Origin of the sequence: Synechococcus sp. CS-205, assembly GCF_025128255.1 — a bacterium.
GTDB lineage: Bacteria > Cyanobacteriota > Cyanobacteriia > PCC-6307 > Cyanobiaceae > Regnicoccus_A.
On record NZ_JAHLZB010000052.1, the window covers coordinates 1 to 19,234 of the forward strand.

Genomic DNA, 19,234 nt, shown 5'->3' on the forward strand with positions numbered 1-19,234 from the left:
GCATGTATCGCCTCTGAGAGGCGCCCCACGCCGCTCATTTCATCGGGACTGAGTTTGGCTACATGCTGAGATGATCACGGCGCAGGCATCTCTGGATCAGAGGCTGGCCCGAGCAATAGCTTTTTCAGGAGGCCCCAATTAAATCCCTACTGCAATGCAATGCTGAAATGACATTGGTTTGGTGTGTCGAGGCAATGTGCCCCCTCCCCCATGATCGGCCAGGTCTTCTTTGGCGGGCTCACCACCTGCATCGAAGCAGTGTCTGGGGCGGGGGGATGACCCAGCGGGAGGTGGAGCGCCAACTGCGGGTGATCCAACGCGAGGGGAGGGCCTGATGGAATTCCGCTACCGCCGCCGCCTCAGGATCCTTCCGGGTCTGCCTCTCAATTTCAGCAAGAACGGGGTCAGCAGCCTGTCAATCGTGAAACGTTGCGCCACTGCCCACGTTCCCCCCGTCGTGGCAGCGATGGTGAGGCCGCCACCCGGTAACGCGAGATCGTCGATGCGCTGCAGGAGGTTGAAGTCGACGCGTAGGGGCTCGGGCCGATCGGAGAGCTGCGCCTGGAGCGCTCTGATCTCAGAGATGGGCCGCTCATCTGCCTTGAGCAACGGTTTCGCCTTGCAGGGGTGGGGGTTCGCTGAAACCCTGCGAACACGATGAGACAAGCCTCCCGCCAGTCAAGCCAGGGTGCGGGGCTTGGCGGGGATTGGTCTGCCACACCAACAGCTGATCTGACAAGTGGAAGGGGGCCTTCCAGCCCCCCATGGGTCATTTGGGTGATAAGGCTGACCTACCCCATCTCCCTATAGGAGTCAGGCGGCCACAGGGGCGGGCTGACGGGAGAAACGAACGATGTTGTTCGCTGTTACGGGTTTGCTCTTACCGAGCAGGCTTCAGTCACCCTCCTCATACCCGTCGAAACCATTGCAGCCCCGTGAAACCGTCGCCGCAGCGGGGTGAAATGGAGCTGAGCGGAATCGAACCGCTGTCCGAAGCACTGGTGTGAGCCACCTAGTCAGTCCGAAGACTGACCTTGCCATTGTGGCAGCACACGCGCGTCCCCATGCCGCCCGGCAGGGTGGGCATGACCGAACCCAAGCGCCAGAGCCAAGCCAAGATGAGCCGATCCATGGGCGGGCCGCTGGCCGGCGTGGCCGTGCTGCCCCCGGGGCTGGAGGAGGCGGGCGCCGCTGAGCTCACGAGCCTGGGCGCCGAGTCGGTGCAGGTGCTGCGGCGGGCGGTGGCGTTCCGCACCGACCTGGAGGGCTTCTATCGCCTGCAGCTGCAGGCCCGCCTTCCGTTCAGGATCCTGCGGGAACTGGCCCGCTTCAGCTGTGATGGCCCCGGCCAGCTCTACGACGCCGTGGCCGGCGCCGCCGACTGGGACCAGTGGCTGCCGCCGAGTCGCAGCTTCCGGGTGGATGTGACTGGCAGCCTGCCGGGGCTGGCCCACAGCCACTTCACGGCGCTGCAGGTGAAAAATGCCCTGGTGGATGGGCAACGGCAACGCTGGGGCGAGCGCTCCTCGATTGATCGCGACGATCCCGATCTCTGCCTGCACCTGCACCTCGGCCGTGCGCCGGGAGGGCGCGGCGGGATGGGGGTGCTGAGCGTGGATGGGGCCGGCGGCAGCCTGCACCGCCGCGGCTGGAGGGCCGCCGTGGGCCTGGCGCCCTTGAAGGAAAACCTGGCCAGTGGCCTGATCGCCCTCACGGGCTGGGATGGCTCGGTGCCTCTGGCCGATCCCCTCTGTGGTTCCGGAACGCTGTTGATCGAGGCCGCCTGCCGCCAGCTCGGCCGTGCCCCGGGCCTTGATCCCGCCGGCAACCAGCCGCGGCCCCAGCTGCTGGGCCACTGGCCCGATTTCAAGGCCGCGCTCTGGGCGCAGGAGGTGAAGGCCGCCCAGGGGCTGGCGGAGGCGCCCCCACCGCTGGCGCCGATCGTGGGCCTGGAGCACAACGCCGACGTGCTTGAGCAGGCCCGCGCCAACGCCGTCAGCGCCGGCGTCGGCGACCACGTGCAGCTGCAGCAGGGAGACTGCCGCGACTTCCAGCCGCCGAGCGGGCCGGGAGTGATCGTCTGCAATCCCCCCTACGGCGCCCGGCTCGGTGGCGAAGACAATCTCGAGGCCCTCTACGCCGACCTCGGCGTGATGCTCAAGCAACGCTGCTCCGGCTGGAGCCTCTGGCTGCTCAGCGGCAACCCGGAGCTCACCGGCGCCCTGCGCATGAAATCCAGGCGGCGGATTCCGATCAGCAACGGCGGCATCGACTGCCGCTGGCTGCATTACGAGATCCGCTGAGGCGCTGCTGCCGCGGGGCCGCGGCCGTCATGGCTCCGGCTCAGCCGTGACCTGGAGCAGCTCCTGGGTGTGCCGGGCCAGCAGCGAGAGCATCAGCTCGAAGAGAAACTGCTCGCTGCGCTCCAGATCGGCTTCGGCGTTGCTGTAGTGCTGGCTGAGCTGCTCCACCATCGTTTCGCTGGGGGGCAGGCTCAGCACCAGCGAAAGCAGCAGCAGCAGACAGCCGCCCAGGTAGGAGCCCTCATCCCCGGCGGCCTGCAGTTGGTTGGCCCGCTCACAGACATCGGCGTAGCCGATCTGCTGCAGGTGGTGGAAGCCGCAGGCGCAGCCGGTCTGCAGGCGCAGTTCGGCGCGGATTTCCGGTGACAACCGCCCCAGGCTGGTGGCGCTGGGCACCGACTCCCGGCGCAGGCTGCTCCAGATCCGGCTGGGCACCGGCTGAGATGGCAGGCCCTCGGGCAGCGCCTCGGCCAGATCGTGGCAATCGATCAGCATCTGGCACCAGAGCTCGGTGAGCAGCACGTCCTGACGGCGCAGCTCGGGCGACTCCCGCTGGGTTGGTTCGTGCTGATCCGGCGGCGACGGGCTCTGGGAGCCAGGCTCGGTTCCGAGGCTCCCCTCACCGCCGTGGCTGGATCTGGGGAACGGCTTCGGGCTCATCGGCCCAGCAGGGCGCGGGTGGTCTTGCTCAGCCCAGCCGTGGTCTGGGGCAGGTAGGGCCCGCTGATCAGCTGGCCACCGATGCGCAGCAGCACACCTGCGAACACCAGATCCCCCACCAACAGCAGCAGCACGGCCTGGAGCCATTCCCAGCCGAAGCTCTGGTGCAGCCACAACACCAGGGCGACGTGGCCGGCCACCGAGGCCAGCAGCATCAGGGTGCCGCCGGTCGCCAGCAGCACGCCACCGCTGATCAGCCGTCGCTTCTCCTGGTCCACCTCCTGCAGAGCGATGCGCACGTGCAGGTCCATCACCGACGTCACCAGGGCGGTGACGCGGCCCGCTGCCACCCGACCCATCCCAGCGCCGCCGGAGCGTCGGCCCCGGCGCTCGTCGTCGGCCGAACTCATGAGGAGCGCCGACCGGGAGCCAGCAGCAGCCCGGCGATCAGCCCCACCGCAGCAGCCACTCCGACCGCCAGCAGCGGACGGTCACGCACGGGTTTCTCGATCCGGGGCCGCAGGCTGCTGTTGAGTTCATCGAGAAGATGCTCCAGCTGCTCCTCCAGCGGACCGATGCGATCCACCAGGTCGCGGGTGCGATCGCCGGCCACGTGGACCAGATCAAGCAGTTGGTCCTGCACGCCACTGGCCGTGCGCCCGGTCTGCTCCGCAATCACCGAGACCATCTCATCCAGGTTGCCGCGGGTGGCCTCCAGGGTTTCGCGGGCCACCTGCGGCCACTCGCGCTGGATGGTGGGCAGCAGGGCGTCGAAGCGTTCACGGAAGCGATCACGACTGACGGTGGTGGTTTCCGGTTCCATGGGCTGACGATGCATAGGGTCTCTGCCCTTCACGATAAGGAGGGGCTTGAGATCGGCAGCAGTTCCGCTAGGTTGCGGGTGCTCAGCACTGCACGCGGGCCTGTTGGTTTACATCAATCAGGTCGAACTCGCTCAGTTCAAGTCGTTCGGCGGAGCGATGGCCATCCGGCTGGAGCCATCGTTCACCGTGATCACCGGCCCGAACGGCTCGGGCAAGAGCAACATTCTTGATGCTGTGCTGTTCTGCCTGGGCCTGGCCAGCAGCCGCGGCATGCGGGCCGAACGTCTGCCCGACCTGATCAACAGCGCCACGGTGCGCCAGGGCAAGGCTGCCGAAACGGTGGTCAGCGTGCGTTTCGATCTCAGCGACTGGCAGCCCGATCCGGCCGAAGCGGGCCTCGAGGCCCCGGCTGAGGGGCCCTGGATCCAGCCGGGGCAGAAGGAATGGACCGTGAGCCGGCGGCTGCGGCTGGCCCCCGGCGGCACCTACAGCAGCAGCTACAGCTCCGACGGCGTTCCCTGCAACCTTCAGCAGCTCCAGACCCAGCTGCGCCGCCTGCGGGTGGATCCCGAGGGCAGCAACGTGGTGATGCAGGGGGATGTGACCCGGATCGTCTCGATGAGCGCCCGCGACCGCCGTGGCCTGATCGATGAACTGGCCGGGGTCGCCCTGTTCGATTCCCGCATCGAGCAGACCCGCGCCAAGCTCGACGAGGTGCAGGAACGCCAGGAACGCTGCCGGATCGTTGAGCAGGAGCTGCTGGGGGCCCGCCAGAGGCTGGAGCGCGACTGTGCCAAGGCGCGCACCTATCAGGACCTGCGCCAGCGCCAGCAGCTCGGCCGCCTGCAGGAGCAGGTGCTGGCCCATGAACAGGCTGGCTGCCAGCTGGATGCCCTGCGGCAGCGCCAGACGGCTCTTGAGGAACAGGAACAGAGTGATCGCACGGGGCTCGCCGCCGCCCAGGACACTCTGGAGCAGGCCAGCAGCGGGCTGGCCCTCCTCCAGGCGGAGGTCAAGGCCCTCGGAGAAGACAGCCTGCTGGTGGTCCAGGCGGAGCTGGCCGGCCTGGAGACCAGCGCCCGCGAGCTGCAACGCCAGGCGGAACGGCAGCAGCAGCAGGCCGAGACGCTGCAGGGCCAGCGCCAGGACCTTCAAGGCCAGAACGCCGAACTGCAGCGCCAGCGCCTTGCTCTCAGTGCCGACGAGCAGCACAGCGGCGCCCTGGCGGCGGCGGAGCAGGCCTGCCTCAGCGCCGAAGGCGCCGTGGAACTCTCCCGCCGGCGGCTGGGGGAGGTGGCAGGCCGCTCCGGCACCTGGCTGGAGGAGCAGAAGCACCGGAGCCAGCGGCGGCATGACCTGCAGCAGGCGGTGGCACCCCTGCTGGCGGAACAGCAGCAGCTCACCGAGAGGCTCAGGCAGGCCGAGGAGCGCCTGCTGGAACTCGAGGGGGAACTGGCGAGCGGTGGCAACGCCGACCAGGACCAGCAGCGGCACCTGCAGGAGCTGGTGACCGAGGGCGAAACCCTGCAGAAGCTGGTGGAGGAGCGACAACGCCAGGCCCAGGAGCTGGCCGAAGCACTGGCCCTGCAGCAGCGCACCCGCACCCGCTTGGAGCAGGAGCAGACCCAGCTGGAGCGCGAGATCGCCCGGATCGAAAGCCGCCGCGACACCCTCCAGGAAAGCCGTGGCACCGGCGCCCTCCGGCTGCTGCTGGAATCAGGCCTCGGTGGTCTGCACGGCCCCGTGGCCCAGCTGGCCGAGGTGGAGGAACGCTATCGGCTGGCCCTGGAGGTGGCCGCGGGCGGCCGCCTGGCCCAGGTGGTGGTCGATGACGACCGCATCGCCTCCCAGGCGATCGAGCTGCTCAAGAGCCGCCGCGCCGGTCGCCTCACCTTCCTGCCGCTGAACAAGATCCGGGGCGGCGGCAGCGCCGGCAGTGCTGCCCTGGAGCGGGGAGGCGGGGGTGGACGCACCGGCGGTGACGGACTGGTGGGCCGGGCCGTCGACCTGCTGCGCTTCGAGCCCGTCTACCGGGAGGTGTTCCGCCACGTCTTCGGCGACACCCTGGTGTTCCAGGACCTCGCCAGCGCCCGCCGCGAGCTGGGCCGCTGCCGCGCAGTGACCCTGGAGGGAGAACTGCTGGAGCGCAGCGGAGCCATGACCGGCGGCAGCCTTCAGCAGCGCTCCGGACAGCTCAGCTTCGGACGGGCGGGCGAGCAGGACGAAGCGGAGCCCCACCGGCGCCGTCTGCTGGAGCTCGGGGAGAGCCTGGTGGTCTGCCGTCGCCGGGAGGCTGATCTGGGCCGGCAGCTGGAGCAGCTGCGCCCGGCGCTTCAGGAGGACCGACAGCGGCAGGCTGGCCTCAAGGCGGAGCTGGCGGCGGCAGAGCGGGCCCTGGGGCCTCAGCTGCAACGGCTGGAGCAGCTCCAGCAACGGCGCAGCCACACCCGGGCCAGCCTGGAGAGCGGCCGTGAGCGCAGCCAGCAGCTGGAGCACGAGCTGGCCCCCCTGCTGCAGGACGTGGCGGTGCTGGAGCAGGCCGAGGCCGAAGCCCAGGCGTCGGGCGACAGCTCCCGCTGGCAGGGCCTGCAGCAGGATCTGGAGACGGCCGATCAGCAGCTGGCGGCCGCCCGCCAGCACCGGGACAACCTGCTGCTCGCCCAGCGGGAACGCAGCCTGAGCCTCACCCGCCTGGGGGATCAGCTCGAGGCCCTCGCCCTGGAGGAAAAGCGGCTGCAGCAGGCCGTGGCCAGCCTGGCCGAGGAGCACAACCTGCGCCGGGAGCAGGAACGCCAGGGCCAGGAGCGACGTGCGGAGCTGGAAGGGCAGCAGCAGCAGTTGCAGGAGCGCTTCGGCGAACGGCGTCGCGCCCGCGATGCCGCCGAAGCCCAGGTGGCCCAGCAACGGCAGGCCGTGCAGCAACGCCACTGGGAGCTGCAACGGCTGGGGGAGGAGCGTCTGGCGCTCACCGAACAGGAACGGGCTCTGGCCCTGCGGCTGGAGGCCATGGGCAGGGCCCTGCCCGATCCCCTGCCCGAGATCTCCGAGGAGGTGCGCTCAGCCGGCCTCGACGCGCTGCAGCAGGAGTTGCAGCGTCTGCAGCAGCGCATGGAGGCCCTGGAGCCGGTGAACATGCTGGCCCTGGAGGAACTGGAGCAGCTGGAGCAGCGCCTAGCCGAACTGGCCGGCCGGCTGGAGGTGCTCTCCAGCGAGCGGGAGGAGCTGCTGCTGCGGATCGAAACCGTGGCCACCCTGCGCCAGGAGGCCTTTCTGGAGGCCTTCCACGCCGTGGATGGCCACTTCAGAACGATCTTCGCCGGGCTCTCCGACGGCGAAGGCCATCTGCAGCTGGAGAACGAGACCCAGCCCCTTGAGGGAGGTCTCACCCTGGTGGCACACCCCAAGGGCAAGACCGTGCGCCGGCTGGCCTCGATGTCGGGCGGCGAGAAATCACTGACGGCCCTGAGCTTCCTGTTCGCCCTGCAGCGCTTCCGTCCCTCACCCTTCTATGCCCTTGATGAAGTCGACAGCTTTCTCGATGGGGTGAATGTGGAGCGACTGGCCGCCCTGATCGCCAGTCAGGCTGATCAGGCCCAGTTCCTGGTGGTCAGCCACCGCCGGCCGATGATCGCTGCCGCCACACGCACGGTGGGGGTGACCCAGGCCCGGGGCGCCCACACCCAGGTGGTCGGTTTGCCCACCGCCGCCTGAATCGGTGCGGTGGGTCACAATGACTCGACCGCCCCACTCGCCGAAGCCCCCCCGGGATCTGGCCTTTGACCTCTTCTTTCCCTCCGACCTCCGACCCTTCCGGCGCCACCCCCAGCGACAGGCTCTGGCTGCGCTCGGAGCTGATGGGCACCCAGGTGATCACCCGTGACACCGGCCGCCGCCTGGGGGTCGTGGGCGAGGTGGTGGTCGACATCGACCGCCGTGAGGTGGTGGCGCTCGGCCTGCGCGACAACCCCTTCACCCGTTTTCTGCCGGGGCTGCCCCGCTGGATGCCGCTGGATCGGATCCGCCAGGTGGGTGATGTGGTGCTGGTGGATTCCGCTGATTCCCTGGCGGAGGGCTTCAATCCCGACCGCTACAGCCAGGTGATCAACTGCCAGGTGATCAGCGAGTCGGGTGAGCAACTGGGCCGGGTGCTCGGCTTCAGCTTCGACATCGAAACCGGCGAGCTCACCACCCTGGTGCTGGGAGCCCTCGGTGTTCCCCTGCTCGGCGAAGGGGTGCTGAGCACCTGGGAACTGAGCGTTGAGGAGATCGTGAGCAGCGGCTCCGATCGGATCATCGTGTACGAGGGCGCCGAAGAAAAACTCAAGCAACTGGGCAGCGGCCTGCTCGAGAAACTGGGCATCGGTGGACCCAGCTGGGAACAGGAGGAGCGGGAACGCTTCCGCCAGACCATGGTGCCCGTGGAGAACCAGCTGGCGTCGGGGCAACCCGGGGTGCAGGAGCAACGCCGCATCCAGCCCGCCTCCAGCCGCGCCGTGCAGGTGGAGGAGCAGGAGGAACTGGAGTATGTGGAGCTGGAGCGCCGGCGGCAGGAACCCCTGCGCCAACGCCGCTACCTCGACGAGGACGACTTCGACGACGAGGCGCGCGGACGCGAGCGGCGCAGCAGTGGGGCAGGCGGTCGGGAACCCTCCCGCTACCAGCCCGACACCTATCGCGACGAGGAGCCACCGGCCGAGCGCCGCCCCTTGCCCCTTCAGCCCCGCCAGGCACCGCTGCGCTCCAGCCGGGATCAACGCCAGCCGCTCGATGTGGAGCCCGAGCCCTACCGCGGGGCCCCGGAGCCTGAAGAGGAAGTCCGGGAGTCACCGCCGCCACGCCCCCGCAGCAACGAGGAGCGCTTCTCAGATCCTTGGTGAACCTCCGGGGGCCGGCCCAGGCGGGCAGCCTCAGTCTTTTGGCTTGAAATCGAGGGACGCGGAGTTCACGCAGTAGCGCAGGCCGGTGGGAGCGGGGCCGTCGTGGAAGAGGTGCCCGAGGTGAGCCTCGCAGCTGGCACAGCGGATTTCAGTGCGTACCATCCCGTGGCTGCGGTCCTCCACGGTGGTGATCGCAGCGGGATCGAGCCCGGCCCAGAAGCTCGGCCAGCCGGTGCCGGAATCGAACTTGGCGCTGGAGCCGAAGAGCGGGGAACCGCAGCAGATGCAGTCGTAGCGGCCCTCCTGCTTGGTGTTCCAGTAGGCGCCGGTGAAGGCCCGCTCGGTGCCGCCGCAGCGGGCCACCTGGTACTGCTCAGACGTGAGGCGCTCGCGCCAGTCGGGATCTGAGGGGGTTGGCGTGACGGCGGCCGCGTCGGAACTGGCCATGGGGCGCTGAGGGTCCTGGGGCCATCAACCTAGGCAGCCGGCAGAAGTTCCTGCACCATCGCCGCCAGGGCCGCCACGGCCCCGGGCTGGCCGCGAAGACTGCGCAGATCCTCACGCTGCCCCCTGAGCCGCTCAGGATGGGCCAGCCACTCATTGGCCTCGGCGGCAATCTCCGCCGGTGTGATCGCCCCCACCCGCTCGGGCACCACGGCACGGCCGGCCGAGATGTTCGGCCAGGCCAGGAACCCGCGCTGACGCATGCGCCAGGCCGTCAGCGCCAGGCCCAGCAACCAGCGCAGCAGGGGCAGGCGTGCCACCAGGCCGAGCCAGCCATCCCAGGCCTGCATCACCTGCAGATGCTGGGTGGGCACCAGCACGATCATCGGCACTCCCAGGGCCCCCAGCTCGGCGGTGTTGGCACCCACCGTGGTGAGCGCCAGGGCGCACTGGCTGAGGGGGCCATGGGCCGGATGCTGCTCGTACAACAGGATCGGCGTGCCGGCACCGCTCAGCAGCCAGTGCCGGCCGCTGCCCGGCTCGGGATCCAGCAACCGCGGCGGCTGGCCGCCGTAGTGGCGCTGAATCGGATTGTCGCGGCCCCCGTAGGCGATCAGATCAGCCAGGCTGGTGGTGGGTGCCACCGGCAGCAGGAAACGACAACCGGGCCTCAGCCTGGCGAGGCGGTCGGCGGTGTCGAGCAGAAAAGGGACCCCCACCTGCAACTTGGCCCGCTTGGAGCCGGGCAGCAGGGCCACCCATTCCCCCTCCGGCAGGGAAGACTCCACGCGCGCTTCCTCGGAGAGGTCGGCCATCAGATCCCCCACCACAGTGCAGCGCTCGCGCCAGCGGGGCGAGAGCCGCGCGGCGGCCTGGGGACCCATCGCGGCGATGCGATCGTTCCAGCGCGGCCAGCGGGCCACCCACTCGGCATAGGTGAGGTGGCGATAGCCGAGGCGCGCCGAGAGCAGCACAGTCCAGAACTGATCGCCCCCCAGAAACACCACCACGCCATGGGCCGGCCAGGGGCCCCAACGCCGGGGCCTGAGCAGCAGCCCCCAGAACTGGCGGGCGGGCACGATGCGCGAGAAGAGACCGAGTTCGCGGGCCACCCGGTGTTCACTGCCAGTGGCGTTGGGGCATGGAACGAGCACCAGCTCCAGGGAGCAGGCCGCTGCAGGAACGACCGGCTGGAGTGCCAGCTGCTCATGCAGGCGCTGGGCCAGGGGCCGCACCCAGGTGGTGAGCTCGCCCGGACCGTTGCACACCAGCACGATCGCTGTGGTGGGCGGCGTGCGGCTCAGCGGCGGCTCTCTCAAGTTGTGGGGAAGAGAAATGCGGATGGCGAGACTTGAACTCGCAAGGCCGAAGCCACACGCCCCTCAAACGTGCGTGTCTACCAATTCCACCACATCCGCGTGGCCGTCAGGAGTCTGAGCTCCCTTCGGCTCGTCAATATACCCATCGCCCGTCCCAGCCCAGGGCCACGGGCAGATCCCAGGGTCAGCACTGATACAGTCCGCAGCGGCCTGGACCCACCACGGATGCCCATCGGCAAGCTGCTGATCGCCAACCGTGGCGAAATCTCCCTCCGCATTCTGCGCAGTTGCCGGGAACTCGGCATCAGCACGGTGGCCGTTTACAGCACCGTCGACCGCAACGCCCTGCATGTTCAGCTGGCCGATGAGGCGGTCTGCGTGGGGGAAGCCCCCAGCAGCAAGAGCTATCTCAACATCCCCAACATCATCGCCGCGGCCATCTCCCGTGGCGCCGATGCGATCCATCCCGGCTATGGCTTCCTGGCCGAGAACGATCGCTTCGCTGAAATCTGCTCGGCCCACGGCCTGACCTTCGTGGGCCCCAGCCCCGAAGCGATCCGGGCGATGGGGGACAAATCCACCGCCAAGGCCACGATGCAGCGGGTGGGGGTCCCCACCATCCCCGGCAGCGAAGGCCTGCTGGAAGACGCCGCTGAGGCCTCCGCCCTGGCGGCCCGGATGGGCTACCCGGTGATGGTCAAGGCCACGGCCGGCGGGGGTGGGCGGGGCATGCGCCTGGTACAGGAGCCTGATCAGCTTGAGAGCCTGTTCAAGGCGGCTCAGGGGGAGGCGGAGGCGGCCTTCGGCAACCCTGGCCTCTATATGGAGAAGTTCATCGACCGGCCCCGCCACGTCGAGGTCCAGATCCTGGCCGACCGCCACGGCAACGTGGTGCACCTGGGGGAGCGCGACTGCTCGATCCAGCGGCGGCACCAGAAGCTGCTGGAGGAAGCCCCCAGTCCAGCCCTTGATCCCCAGCTGCGGCAACGCATGGGGGAGGCGGCGGTGGCGGTGGCCCGCAGCATCACCTACGAGGGGGCCGGCACCGTGGAGTTCCTGGTCGACCGCGGCGGCAGCTTCTATTTCATGGAGATGAACACGCGCATCCAGGTGGAGCATCCCGTCACCGAGATGGTCACCGGTTTCGACCTGATCGCCGAGCAGTTGCGCATCGCCGGTGGTGAGCCCCTGAGCATGCGCCAGGACGACGTGACCCTGCGGGGCCATGCGATCGAATGCCGCATCAATGCCGAAGACCCCCAGCAGAACTTCAGGCCGGCACCGGGGCGGATCACAGGCTGGCTGCCACCGGGGGGGCCTGGCGTGCGCGTCGACAGCCACGTGTACACCGGCTACGAAATCCCCCCCTTCTACGACTCCCTGATCGGCAAGCTGATCGTCTGGGGGGCCGATCGCGAGGCCGCCATCAGGCGCATGCGCCGTGCTCTGAGCGAATGTGCGATCACGGGCATCCCCACCACGATCGAGTTCCACCTGGCCCTGCTCGATCGCCCGGAGTTTCAGCACGGCGATGTGCACACCAAATTCGTGGAGCAGGAGATGCTGCCGCCTGGGTGATCCAGGGGGGTCAGGGCCAAGTCCGCTGGGCTCAGGTCAGGGACTGACTCTGGCGCAGCACCTGGGTGAGCAGCCCCTGCTGACCCACCACCAGCTCCCGCAGCAGACTGATCAGCCCCACCCAGATCACCGGGGTCACGTCAACACCGCCGATGGCGGGGATCAACCGGCGGCTGAAGCGCAGCAGCCCTTCGGTGGGCCAGCCGATCAGTCGCATCGCCCCCCGGCTCAGGTCGACCTGGGGGTACCAGGTGAGCACGATGCGGAACAGGAAGAGCAGGGTCCAGGCCGCCAGGCCCAGGGCCAGCATGGTGTGCAGCAACGGCAGGGCAGACGCCAGAACTGAAACGGCCGTCACAAAGCGGTAAGCAGCTGAGGGACCATCGTAGGAAGTGGGGACCGCTGCTTAGGATCTCCACCGGATCTCATGGCGCCATGACCCCCTCCCTCTCCAACTTCCTGAGCAGCCTCGTTTACGGAGCGATGATCGTGGTGATTCCGATCAGCATCGCCCTGGTTCTGATCAGCCAGACCGACCAGGTCGACCGCAAGCTCTGAAACGCAACTGTTTCTGCCCGTCCAGGTCCCTAAACTGGGACCAGCCGTTCTCCTCTGGCGAACCGGCCAAGTCGTTCGCCTGAGGTTTCAGCCGTGGTCAATGCCAGCCTGAACTGGGCCAGCATCGTCGGCATCGTCCTGGCTGTCGGTGGTGCCTTCCTCTACTTCATGAGGAGTTTCAAGCCAGCCCTCGCCCGCGACTACGACGTCTTCTTCGCCGCCGTCGGTCTGCTCTGCGGCGGGATTCTCTTCTTCCAGGGCTGGCGGCTCGATCCGATCCTCCAGTTCGGCCAGTTCCTGCTGGCGGGCACCACGGTCTTCTTCGCTTACGAAAGCGTGCGTCTGCGGGGCGTCACCACCGAGCAGGCGCGGCGCTCCTCCTACTTCGACGACGACGAACCCCTGCCTGCCAGGCCGCGGGTGGGCGGTCGTGCCGGCTGGGATGACGATGTGGAGCGCTTCGAGGAACCCCAGCCTCTGCGCCGGAGGATCCGTTCGCCCCAGGCCGAGGAAGCCGAAGAGGATCCGGGCTTCTACCGGCCCCGCCGTGCCGCCCGGCCAGCCATTCCCGAGCGGGCCGCCAGCCGACGCTCCAGGGACGACGACAGCTGGGAGGGGAGCGATGCAGCAGCCCCCCGCCCTGATCCTGGCTCCTACAGCGGTCGGAGCGTCGGGGCCCCAGGAGGTCGCTCGGCCACCCCACGGGCGTCGGGCCCTGCCTTCGGATCCCGCCGCCGCGAGCGCGACAGCAGTGCTGAACCCCGGCGCGGCAGCCGCCCGGTGCCCAGCAACGACACCATTCCCCGCTCCAGCCGCCGGCCTGGGTCTGCCGGGGCGGGTGAATCATCGACCACCACCCCGCCCGGCGTTCCCCAGGGCACCCCGATCAGCCCCAGCGCAGGACGCGGAACCGCTCCTGGCAGCCCCATGAGCGACGCCGACTACACCCCACTGCGGCCCACGCCCTCCAGCAGTCGTCCGCGGGACAACAGCTCCCGTTTCGACAACTGATCCCAGAGGCGCGCACCACCAGCCTGGCAGCCGTGGTTGTGGCCTGTGCCCTGCTGATCAGCGGTTGCGCCGTCCCCTGGGCACGCCGCTCCCGCCCAGCGCCACCAGCTGGTTGGTCCAGCAACCTCAGCCGCCAGGACCCTGCCCTGAGCGGCGATGGACGTCTGCTGGCCAGCGTGGTCGAACGCGACGGCCGCTCCACCGTGCTCCTTCAGGAGCGTGCCGGTGGCCGGGTGCTGCCCCTGCGGCACCTCAGCCGCTGGCAACCCCATAGTTCTCCCTCCCTCAGCTGGAGAGGCCGCTACCTGGCCCTGATCGTGCAGCGGGGGGGGCGGCGTCTGGCGGTGATCGAGGACCGCCAGACCAACAGGCTGCTGCCTCTGCCCCTGCCAGGAGGCAGGGAACCGGTGCGGCTGAGTCTGGCGGCCGATGGACAGCGGTTGGCTCTGCAACTGGTGGCAGCCGGGCGTTGGCGGGTGGAGGTGTTCGAACTGGGAGGTGTGCTGGAGGTCGACCTCCCGGGCGGACAACTGCTGCGCAACCCCGGGGCGCCGCTACCTTGACGTCCCGGCAGCGGCGCGGCCCCGGCGCGGCCTCACTCGGGCTGGGGCTCAGCCTGCTGATGGCCTGCCTGCTGGGGGCCTGTGGGGCAACACCCCTGCGGCCCCTGCCAGCCATCAACCAACGGCTGGAGCAGACCGGCAGCACCCACGAACCATCCCTGAGCGGTCGCTGGCTGGCCCTGATCAGCGGCCGAAACGGGCGAGAACGGGTGGAGCTGGTGGACCTCGAGCTGAACCGGCCCGTGCCCCTACCGGGCCTGAACCGCCCCGATGCCCAGCCGCTGAGTGTGAGTGTCGACGCCGCAGGGGAGCGGGTGGCCCTGGTTCGCCAGCGTGATGGCCGCACTGAGCTGGCCCTCTACCGCCGCAGCAGGCAGAGCCTCCAACCCCTGCCCCTGGAGCCGCCCGGTGTGCCCAGGCAGGTGCAGCTCAGCGCCGATGGCCGCGTGCTGGGAGTTCAGGTCAGCCGCGGCGGACTCTGGCAGGTGGACCTGATCGAGCTGCCCTGAGGATCAGGGCACCAGGCCCGCCCAGTGCAGAAAAGTGTCGCCGCTGAGGGCCTCAATCACCAGCACGGCAGCAAAGCCGAGCATCGCGAACCGCCCGTTGACCCGCTCGGCATAGCCGCTCCAGCCGAAGGCCGGCAGATCGGAGGTGGTGGCACTGGTGGAGGGGATGGCCTCAGGGTCAGTGCCGGCAGCTGGGGATGGCATCAGGTTTCACGGGAGCGGCCAAAGTCATAGCCGGCAGTGGGAAGCAGTCGCCAGCCGCCCTGGCCGTCGAGTTCGAGCACGGTGTCGTGGAAGTCCACCAGGGTGGGCCTGTGGCCCACGCTCACGAAAGCCATCTCCCGCTCCACCAGCAGCTCGTAGAGGGCCTTCTCGGTGGCCACGTCGAGGGCGCTGGTGGCCTCATCGAGCACCACGAAGCGGGGGGAGTTGAGCAGCAGCCGGGCAAAGGCCAGGCGCTGCTGCTCGCCGAGCGACAGCAACCGGGGCCAGTCCTGCTTGATGTCGAGATCGGGGTAGCGGCGCACAAGCTCCGGCAAGCGCACCTCCTCGAGCACGTGGCGCAGCTGGTCGTCGCTGAAGCGATCGGCGGGCTGGGGGTAGCAGAGCTGCTCCCGCAGGCTGCCCAGCAGCATGTAGGGCTTCTGGGGAATGAACATCAGCTCGCCCACCGGCGGGCGCTGCACATGGCCGGCGGCCGGCGGCCAGAGCCCACTCACCAGCCGCAGGAAGGAGGTCTTGCCGCAGCCCGAAGGCCCCACCACCAGGAGCCGCTGATTGGCCGTCACCTCCAGGCTGAGATCACGCACCAGCATGCGGCTGGTGCGGGGCGGCACCAGATCCACATGGCTCACCAGGATCGACTCGGGACGCACGGCAGCGGCGCCTGCCCCCATGGGGCCTCCGGCGGCGGCCTGCTCGGCGGCCAGGAGCTCGGCCATCTCGGCATTGATCGCCTCGACCTTCCCCTGGAAGCCCTCGAGACGGCTGATCGAGGCGGAGAAGGCAGCCAGGCGGTCGATGTTGTTGACGATGTAGCTGACCGAGAACAGCACCTGGGAGAAGGCGATGCTGGCCTGGCCGAAAACGCCGAAGTCGACCTGCTTGGCGAAGTAGATCGGCGCGATCACCAGCCAGGGCAGGAAGCGGGAAAAGTAGTCGTAGGAGCGCTGGATCACCTGGATCAGGGCTTCCCAGATGATCAGGCGATTGTAGTTAACAATGACCCCGTCGAGGCGGCGTTCACCCTCCTTCTGCTCCTGCCGCTCCCCCCGGTAGAAGGCGATCGATTCGGCATTGTCGCGGATGTGGACAAGGCCGTAACGGAAATCCGCCTCCAGCTTGAGCTGCTGATAGTTGAGGTTGACCAGCTTGCGGCTGGCGAACACGATCAGGGCCGTGCCGCCCACCGAATAGGCCAGCAGCCAGAGGGCCAGGGTCTGGTTGATGCTCCAGAGAACGATGATGAAACTGAAAAAGGTGAGCAGGGCGGCGATGATTTCCACAGTCACGCTCAGGCTGGTGGCCGTGAAGCTGGCCGCGTCCTGGGAGATCCGCTGGTCCGGGTTGTCGATCTCCTCGAGGCTTTCGTCGTTGGGATTGAGAACGTAGTAGGCCCGATTGGTGAGGTAGCGGCCCAGCATGCGGCCACTGAGCCACTCCCTCCACATCAGGCCCAGCTTGGGAATCAGGTAGCTCTGGATGGCGCGGATCGGCAGGGCCAGCACCAGGCAGAAGGCGTAGATCGCGACGATCTTCCAGAACTCCTCCTCCTTGTAGGCCACCAGAACGTTGTCGATGTTCCGGGCGATGTAGCTGATGCCGACGTTGATGCCATTGATCACCAGGATCAGCAGGGCGATCACCCCGAGCAGCAGCCAGGGCAGCCAGCGGCCCTGGCGCAGCTTGCCCCGCAGGGCCACAAAGCAGGCGAGGCCGGCGGCGAACAACACCATCACGACCACGCCGATCGGTCCGTTCCAGATCGCCGCCACCTGCTCGGGGACCCCAGGCAGGAAGCGGCCGCGCAGCTCGGGGATCAAGGCACCGGCGGCGGCCACCGTCCCGGTGAGGAGCAGCAGGGTGAACCCAACCACCACCGCCAGCAGGGCGATCACCAGCAGCAGGAACTCACCGCTGCCGCGATTCCCCTCGTCAAGCGGCAGGAAGTAGGGCTGGGCCAGGCGCTGCAGCTTGGCCAACTGCTCGCGAAGGGCCTTGAGGGGACGCATGAACGGTTGCGGGTCGGCCCATTGTCGCCGTTGGTGGGCGTCAGCCGGGGGGCCAGAGCAGGGGCCGACCACCGATCACGTGCACATGCAGGTGAAAGACCGTCTGTCCGGCCTCAGCGCCATTGTTGATCACGGTGCGCCAGCTGCTCAGACCCTCCTGTTGCGCCACCCGGGCCGCCACCAGCAACAGATGGCCCAGCAGGGCCTGGTGGCGTGGCTCGGCATCGCAGAGGTTCACCAGGGGCTCGCGCGGTATCACCAGCACGTGCACCGGCGCCTGGGGCTGAATGTCGCGGAAGGCCAGGCACAGCTCATCGGCATACACCTCATCACAGGGAATCTCCCCCCGCAAGATGCGGGCGAAGATCGTCTCGCTCTCGGCCATGGCGCCTCCGCCGGAACCCGGCAACGGATGGAGTGGGACAGACGGGGCACTGACAGGGTGTCCGACGCCCGAGCGCCGATGTTGGCACGTTGCAGCAGCGCCGCCCTCCGGGGCCTGGAAGCCACAGAGGTGGCCGTGGAGGTCGACATCGCCCCTGGACTGCCGGGGCTACAGATCGTGGGCCTGGCGGAAACGGCCGTGCGTGATGCCCGCGAGAGGGTGAGAGCCGCCCTGCGCAACAGCGGCTACCGGGTGCCCCTCACCCGGGTGATCGTGAGCCTGGCCCCGGCGGATCTGCGCAAGCAGTGATCCGAACGAGTAGACACGACGGCGTAGGCTGGGATTCTCTGCCTCAGCCCATGACCCGCCGCCCGTTCGCCTACCTCAGGGTCAGCACCGATGACACGCATCAGGACACGTCCCTGGAGCGCCAGCTCTGCTCCGCCGTCCGCTGTGGTGTGGCGGAGCCTGACGTTCTCGTTGAACGGGAATCCGGCCGCAACTCCGCTCGCCCCCAGTGGCAGCGGCTACAGGAGTTGATCAGAGCAGGTGAGGTGTCCACCCTCTGGAGTGATCGCTCCGACCGGCTCGGCCGTGATCTGTTTGAAGTCCGGTCCTTCTACGCCACCTGCGCTCGCAGCCGGACCGAGTGGAAGTTCTGGTCTGAACCCTGGCTGAACAGCGACGCACCCGAGGCCGCTGAGATCCGTGATCGTGCCGCCTATGACGCCGAGTGCGAATCCCGCCGGATCGGTTCACGCGTCAGACGTCACTACGAGCACGTCCGCTCCCTCGGCGTCCCGGTGGCCCGCCGCGCGCCCCTGGGCCTGCAGCTGGAAGGGCGAGGAGAGGCCAAGCACTACATCCTCGACACCCGTCCACTGGCGGGCAGCGTCACCGTGGCGGATGCCGCCCGCCGCCTGATCGACGACTACCTGGCCGCTGGCACCATCTATGCCGCTCTCCTGCGCTGGCGGGCCTGGCTGCAGGGTCTGAAGCCCATTCATGAGGCCAAGGCCTACGCCGCCGCCATGGCCTTCTCCCCGGACGGTGCCGGCGATTGGCTGGAACTTTGCGCAGCCGAACTCGCCGGCCATGTCACCCTCCGGCGCAGGGCGGTGCTCCCGGCCGAGATGGGTCAGAAGCCGAAGACGCGCCGGATGAACTGGCCCGAGTGGGAGTTGGCCCGCGATCGGCACGAGGCCCTGATCGAGCCGATCACGGCGCGGAAGGTGCTCCACCAGCTGGCGGAGAACAGCAACAAAGGCCGCGCTCGCGCTACTGCCACCGAAGCTCGCTCAGATGGCGCGATCTTCCCTTCCTTCTCCCGGCTGTGCGTCTGCGGGGCCTGCGGCAGCAGCGTCACGGTGCAGGGTTCCCGTGATCCGCGAACACCCGGACGGCCGCCGCATCGCTCCCTCCGCTGTCGAAACTCCAGCGCAATCAGACGCCGCTGCAATGAACCCAGCATCGCTGAGAGGAAACTGATCTATCAGTTGATGCCAGTGCTGGTGGCCGAGAGCCAGCGCGTAAGTCAGCTGATGACCGGCGGCGCTCCGATGCTCACCACGGCGGCGCTTGATCCGGCGCTGGTGGCGCAGTTGGAGCAGGCCCGAGCCCTGGCAGCGGCCACCGGACTGCCGGAGATGCGCTCCGCAGTGTTGGCCTTGGAGTCGAAGGTGGCCGACGCCACGGCAGTGGTTCGGGAGGCTGCCGCTGTGGATGAACGCCGCAAGGCTGCAGCCCAGCGGCTGGCCCACATGCTCCCGAGCATCGGCCCGGATCTCCACACGATGCCGGCCGTCCGCCGGTCAGTGATGGGCGCGATCGAGCGGATCGAGGTGAAGGGCGGGAAGGTGGTGGGGGTGACGTTGGCCAGTGGGTAACGGCTGGCTGACGGTGGCTTGCCCCCACCGTGGCAACAGGACGCCATACGGGCATCGTTCCCCTGGTAACCCTGCGGCAGCCGAAC

19 protein-coding genes, 1 tRNA gene and 1 pseudogene are annotated in these 19,234 nt (G+C 68.6%); 11 read left to right on the top strand and 10 right to left on the bottom strand.

Annotated elements, in window-relative coordinates:
* The first annotated feature begins 334 nt into the window (after positions 1 to 334).
* The gene (locus KQ297_RS12800) at positions 335 to 661 is read left to right on the top strand and encodes a DUF4236 domain-containing protein (protein ID WP_399251807.1); all 327 of its coding nucleotides are present in this window, start codon (positions 335 to 337) and stop codon (positions 659 to 661) included.
* A gap of 424 nt (positions 662 to 1,085) precedes the next feature.
* Complete coding sequence (locus KQ297_RS12415; protein ID WP_259739696.1) at positions 1,086 to 2,303, top strand: class I SAM-dependent RNA methyltransferase; 1,218 nt, start codon at positions 1,086 to 1,088, stop codon at positions 2,301 to 2,303.
* Between the two features lie 27 nt (positions 2,304 to 2,330).
* On the opposite strand, the gene KQ297_RS12420 is transcribed toward KQ297_RS12415, so the two are convergent.
* From KQ297_RS12420 to KQ297_RS12430, 3 genes are read right to left on the bottom strand one after another with little or no spacing between them, the layout of a single operon-like run.
* Positions 2,331 to 2,963 carry a hypothetical protein gene (locus tag KQ297_RS12420; protein WP_259739697.1) on the bottom strand — a complete coding sequence of 211 codons (633 nt, stop codon included), beginning with the start codon at positions 2,961 to 2,963 and terminating at the stop codon, positions 2,331 to 2,333.
* The gene (locus KQ297_RS12425; protein ID WP_259739698.1) at positions 2,960 to 3,373 is read right to left on the bottom strand and encodes a phage holin family protein; all 414 of its coding nucleotides are present in this window, start codon (positions 3,371 to 3,373) and stop codon (positions 2,960 to 2,962) included. Before KQ297_RS12425 ends, KQ297_RS12420 begins: the two co-directional genes overlap by 4 nt.
* Positions 3,370 to 3,786, bottom strand: coding sequence for a YqjD family protein (locus KQ297_RS12430; protein WP_185466785.1), 417 nt, complete (start codon positions 3,784 to 3,786; stop codon positions 3,370 to 3,372). Before KQ297_RS12430 ends, KQ297_RS12425 begins: the two co-directional genes overlap by 4 nt.
* 103 nt (positions 3,787 to 3,889) lie before the next feature.
* Here KQ297_RS12430 and smc point away from each other — a divergent pair, with 103 nt between their 5' ends.
* Positions 3,890 to 7,498, top strand: coding sequence for a chromosome segregation protein SMC (gene smc / locus KQ297_RS12435; protein WP_259739699.1), 3,609 nt, complete (start codon positions 3,890 to 3,892; stop codon positions 7,496 to 7,498).
* A 65-nt stretch (positions 7,499 to 7,563) separates the two neighbouring features.
* Positions 7,564 to 8,664, top strand: coding sequence for a PRC-barrel domain-containing protein (locus tag KQ297_RS12440; protein ID WP_259739700.1), 1,101 nt, complete (start codon positions 7,564 to 7,566; stop codon positions 8,662 to 8,664).
* Positions 8,665 to 8,694: 30 nt separating this feature from the next.
* Here KQ297_RS12440 and msrB read toward each other — a convergent pair whose 3' ends face one another.
* From msrB to KQ297_RS12455, 3 genes are all read right to left on the bottom strand, one after another.
* Positions 8,695 to 9,111, bottom strand: a complete 417-nt coding sequence (gene msrB / locus KQ297_RS12445) for a peptide-methionine (R)-S-oxide reductase MsrB (protein ID WP_259739701.1) — start codon at positions 9,109 to 9,111, stop codon at positions 8,695 to 8,697.
* Between the two features lie 29 nt (positions 9,112 to 9,140).
* Entirely contained in the window at positions 9,141 to 10,427 is a 1,287-nt protein-coding gene (locus KQ297_RS12450) for a glycosyl transferase (RefSeq protein ID WP_185466781.1), read from the bottom strand.
* A gap of 17 nt (positions 10,428 to 10,444) precedes the next feature.
* Positions 10,445 to 10,526: transfer RNA gene (locus KQ297_RS12455), tRNA-Leu, on the bottom strand.
* A gap of 126 nt (positions 10,527 to 10,652) precedes the next feature.
* Between KQ297_RS12455 and accC the strand changes: the two genes are divergently transcribed.
* Positions 10,653 to 12,005 (top strand): acetyl-CoA carboxylase biotin carboxylase subunit, encoded by a 1,353-nt coding sequence (accC, locus tag KQ297_RS12460; RefSeq protein WP_259739702.1) that lies wholly within the window; start codon positions 10,653 to 10,655, stop codon positions 12,003 to 12,005.
* Between the two features lie 31 nt (positions 12,006 to 12,036).
* Here accC and KQ297_RS12465 read toward each other — a convergent pair whose 3' ends face one another.
* Entirely contained in the window at positions 12,037 to 12,315 is a 279-nt protein-coding gene (locus KQ297_RS12465) for a YggT family protein (RefSeq protein WP_399251831.1), read from the bottom strand.
* 125 nt (positions 12,316 to 12,440) lie between these two features.
* Between KQ297_RS12465 and psbX the strand changes: the two genes are divergently transcribed.
* The 4 genes from psbX (at position 12,441) to KQ297_RS12485 (ending at position 14,646) form a co-directional block, all read left to right on the top strand.
* Positions 12,441 to 12,563: a photosystem II reaction center X protein gene (psbX, locus tag KQ297_RS12470; protein ID WP_185466778.1), complete on the top strand. Its 123-nt coding sequence runs from the start codon at positions 12,441 to 12,443 to the stop codon at positions 12,561 to 12,563.
* A gap of 93 nt (positions 12,564 to 12,656) precedes the next feature.
* On the top strand, positions 12,657 to 13,574 hold the full coding sequence (locus KQ297_RS12475) for a Ycf66 family protein (protein ID WP_259739704.1): 918 nt from the start codon (positions 12,657 to 12,659) through the stop codon (positions 13,572 to 13,574).
* A gap of 32 nt (positions 13,575 to 13,606) precedes the next feature.
* A complete protein-coding gene (locus KQ297_RS12480; RefSeq protein WP_399251817.1) occupies positions 13,607 to 14,137 on the top strand; it encodes a TolB family protein in 531 nt (176 codons plus the stop codon).
* 59 nt (positions 14,138 to 14,196) lie between these two features.
* Positions 14,197 to 14,646, top strand: coding sequence for a hypothetical protein (locus KQ297_RS12485; protein ID WP_259739723.1), 450 nt, complete (start codon positions 14,197 to 14,199; stop codon positions 14,644 to 14,646).
* 3 nt (positions 14,647 to 14,649) lie between these two features.
* Here KQ297_RS12485 and KQ297_RS12490 read toward each other — a convergent pair whose 3' ends face one another.
* The 3 genes from KQ297_RS12490 to KQ297_RS12500 are packed head-to-tail and all read right to left on the bottom strand — an operon-like array spanning position 14,650 to position 17,262.
* The gene (locus KQ297_RS12490; protein WP_259739705.1) at positions 14,650 to 14,850 is read right to left on the bottom strand and encodes a chlorophyll a-b binding domain-containing protein; all 201 of its coding nucleotides are present in this window, start codon (positions 14,848 to 14,850) and stop codon (positions 14,650 to 14,652) included.
* On the bottom strand, positions 14,850 to 16,877 hold the full coding sequence (locus KQ297_RS12495) for an ABC transporter ATP-binding protein/permease (RefSeq protein WP_259739706.1): 2,028 nt from the start codon (positions 16,875 to 16,877) through the stop codon (positions 14,850 to 14,852). The genes KQ297_RS12490 and KQ297_RS12495 overlap by 1 nt, the downstream gene beginning before the upstream one ends.
* A 40-nt stretch (positions 16,878 to 16,917) precedes the next feature.
* Positions 16,918 to 17,262: a histidine triad nucleotide-binding protein gene (locus KQ297_RS12500; protein WP_259739707.1), complete on the bottom strand. Its 345-nt coding sequence runs from the start codon at positions 17,260 to 17,262 to the stop codon at positions 16,918 to 16,920.
* A 78-nt stretch (positions 17,263 to 17,340) separates the two neighbouring features.
* Between KQ297_RS12500 and KQ297_RS12505 the strand changes: the two are divergent.
* Both KQ297_RS12505 and KQ297_RS12510 read left to right on the top strand, forming a co-directional pair.
* A pseudogene (locus tag KQ297_RS12505) lies at positions 17,341 to 17,568 on the top strand (magnesium chelatase domain-containing protein); the annotation flags it as partial.
* A 53-nt stretch (positions 17,569 to 17,621) separates the two neighbouring features.
* Positions 17,622 to 19,148 (top strand): recombinase family protein, encoded by a 1,527-nt coding sequence (locus tag KQ297_RS12510; protein WP_259739708.1) that lies wholly within the window; start codon positions 17,622 to 17,624, stop codon positions 19,146 to 19,148.
* Positions 19,149 to 19,234: the final 86 nt, after the last annotated feature.

Excerpts from the sequence above, each read along its gene's own strand:
- KQ297_RS12430 (WP_185466785.1), bottom strand. The coding sequence starts at position 3,786 with ATGGAACCGGAAACCACCACCGTCAGTCGTGATCGCTTCCGTGAACGC.
- KQ297_RS12415 (WP_259739696.1), top strand. The coding sequence starts at position 1,086 with ATGACCGAACCCAAGCGCCAGAGCCAAGCCAAGATGAGCCGATCCATG.
- KQ297_RS12485 (WP_259739723.1), top strand. The coding sequence starts at position 14,197 with ATGGCCTGCCTGCTGGGGGCCTGTGGGGCAACACCCCTGCGGCCCCTG.
- KQ297_RS12465 (WP_399251831.1), bottom strand. The coding sequence starts at position 12,315 with ATGCTGGCCCTGGGCCTGGCGGCCTGGACCCTGCTCTTCCTGTTCCGC.
- KQ297_RS12500 (WP_259739707.1), bottom strand. The coding sequence starts at position 17,262 with ATGGCCGAGAGCGAGACGATCTTCGCCCGCATCTTGCGGGGGGAGATT.
- KQ297_RS12510 (WP_259739708.1), top strand. The coding sequence starts at position 17,622 with ATGACCCGCCGCCCGTTCGCCTACCTCAGGGTCAGCACCGATGACACG.
- accC (WP_259739702.1), top strand. The coding sequence starts at position 10,653 with ATGCCCATCGGCAAGCTGCTGATCGCCAACCGTGGCGAAATCTCCCTC.
- msrB (WP_259739701.1), bottom strand. The coding sequence starts at position 9,111 with ATGGCCAGTTCCGACGCGGCCGCCGTCACGCCAACCCCCTCAGATCCC.
- psbX (WP_185466778.1), top strand. The coding sequence starts at position 12,441 with ATGACCCCCTCCCTCTCCAACTTCCTGAGCAGCCTCGTTTACGGAGCG.
- KQ297_RS12800 (WP_399251807.1), top strand. The coding sequence starts at position 335 with ATGGAATTCCGCTACCGCCGCCGCCTCAGGATCCTTCCGGGTCTGCCT.
- KQ297_RS12495 (WP_259739706.1), bottom strand. The coding sequence starts at position 16,877 with ATGCGTCCCCTCAAGGCCCTTCGCGAGCAGTTGGCCAAGCTGCAGCGC.
- KQ297_RS12425 (WP_259739698.1), bottom strand. The coding sequence starts at position 3,373 with ATGAGTTCGGCCGACGACGAGCGCCGGGGCCGACGCTCCGGCGGCGCT.
- KQ297_RS12490 (WP_259739705.1), bottom strand. The coding sequence starts at position 14,850 with ATGCCATCCCCAGCTGCCGGCACTGACCCTGAGGCCATCCCCTCCACC.
- KQ297_RS12420 (WP_259739697.1), bottom strand. The coding sequence starts at position 2,963 with ATGAGCCCGAAGCCGTTCCCCAGATCCAGCCACGGCGGTGAGGGGAGC.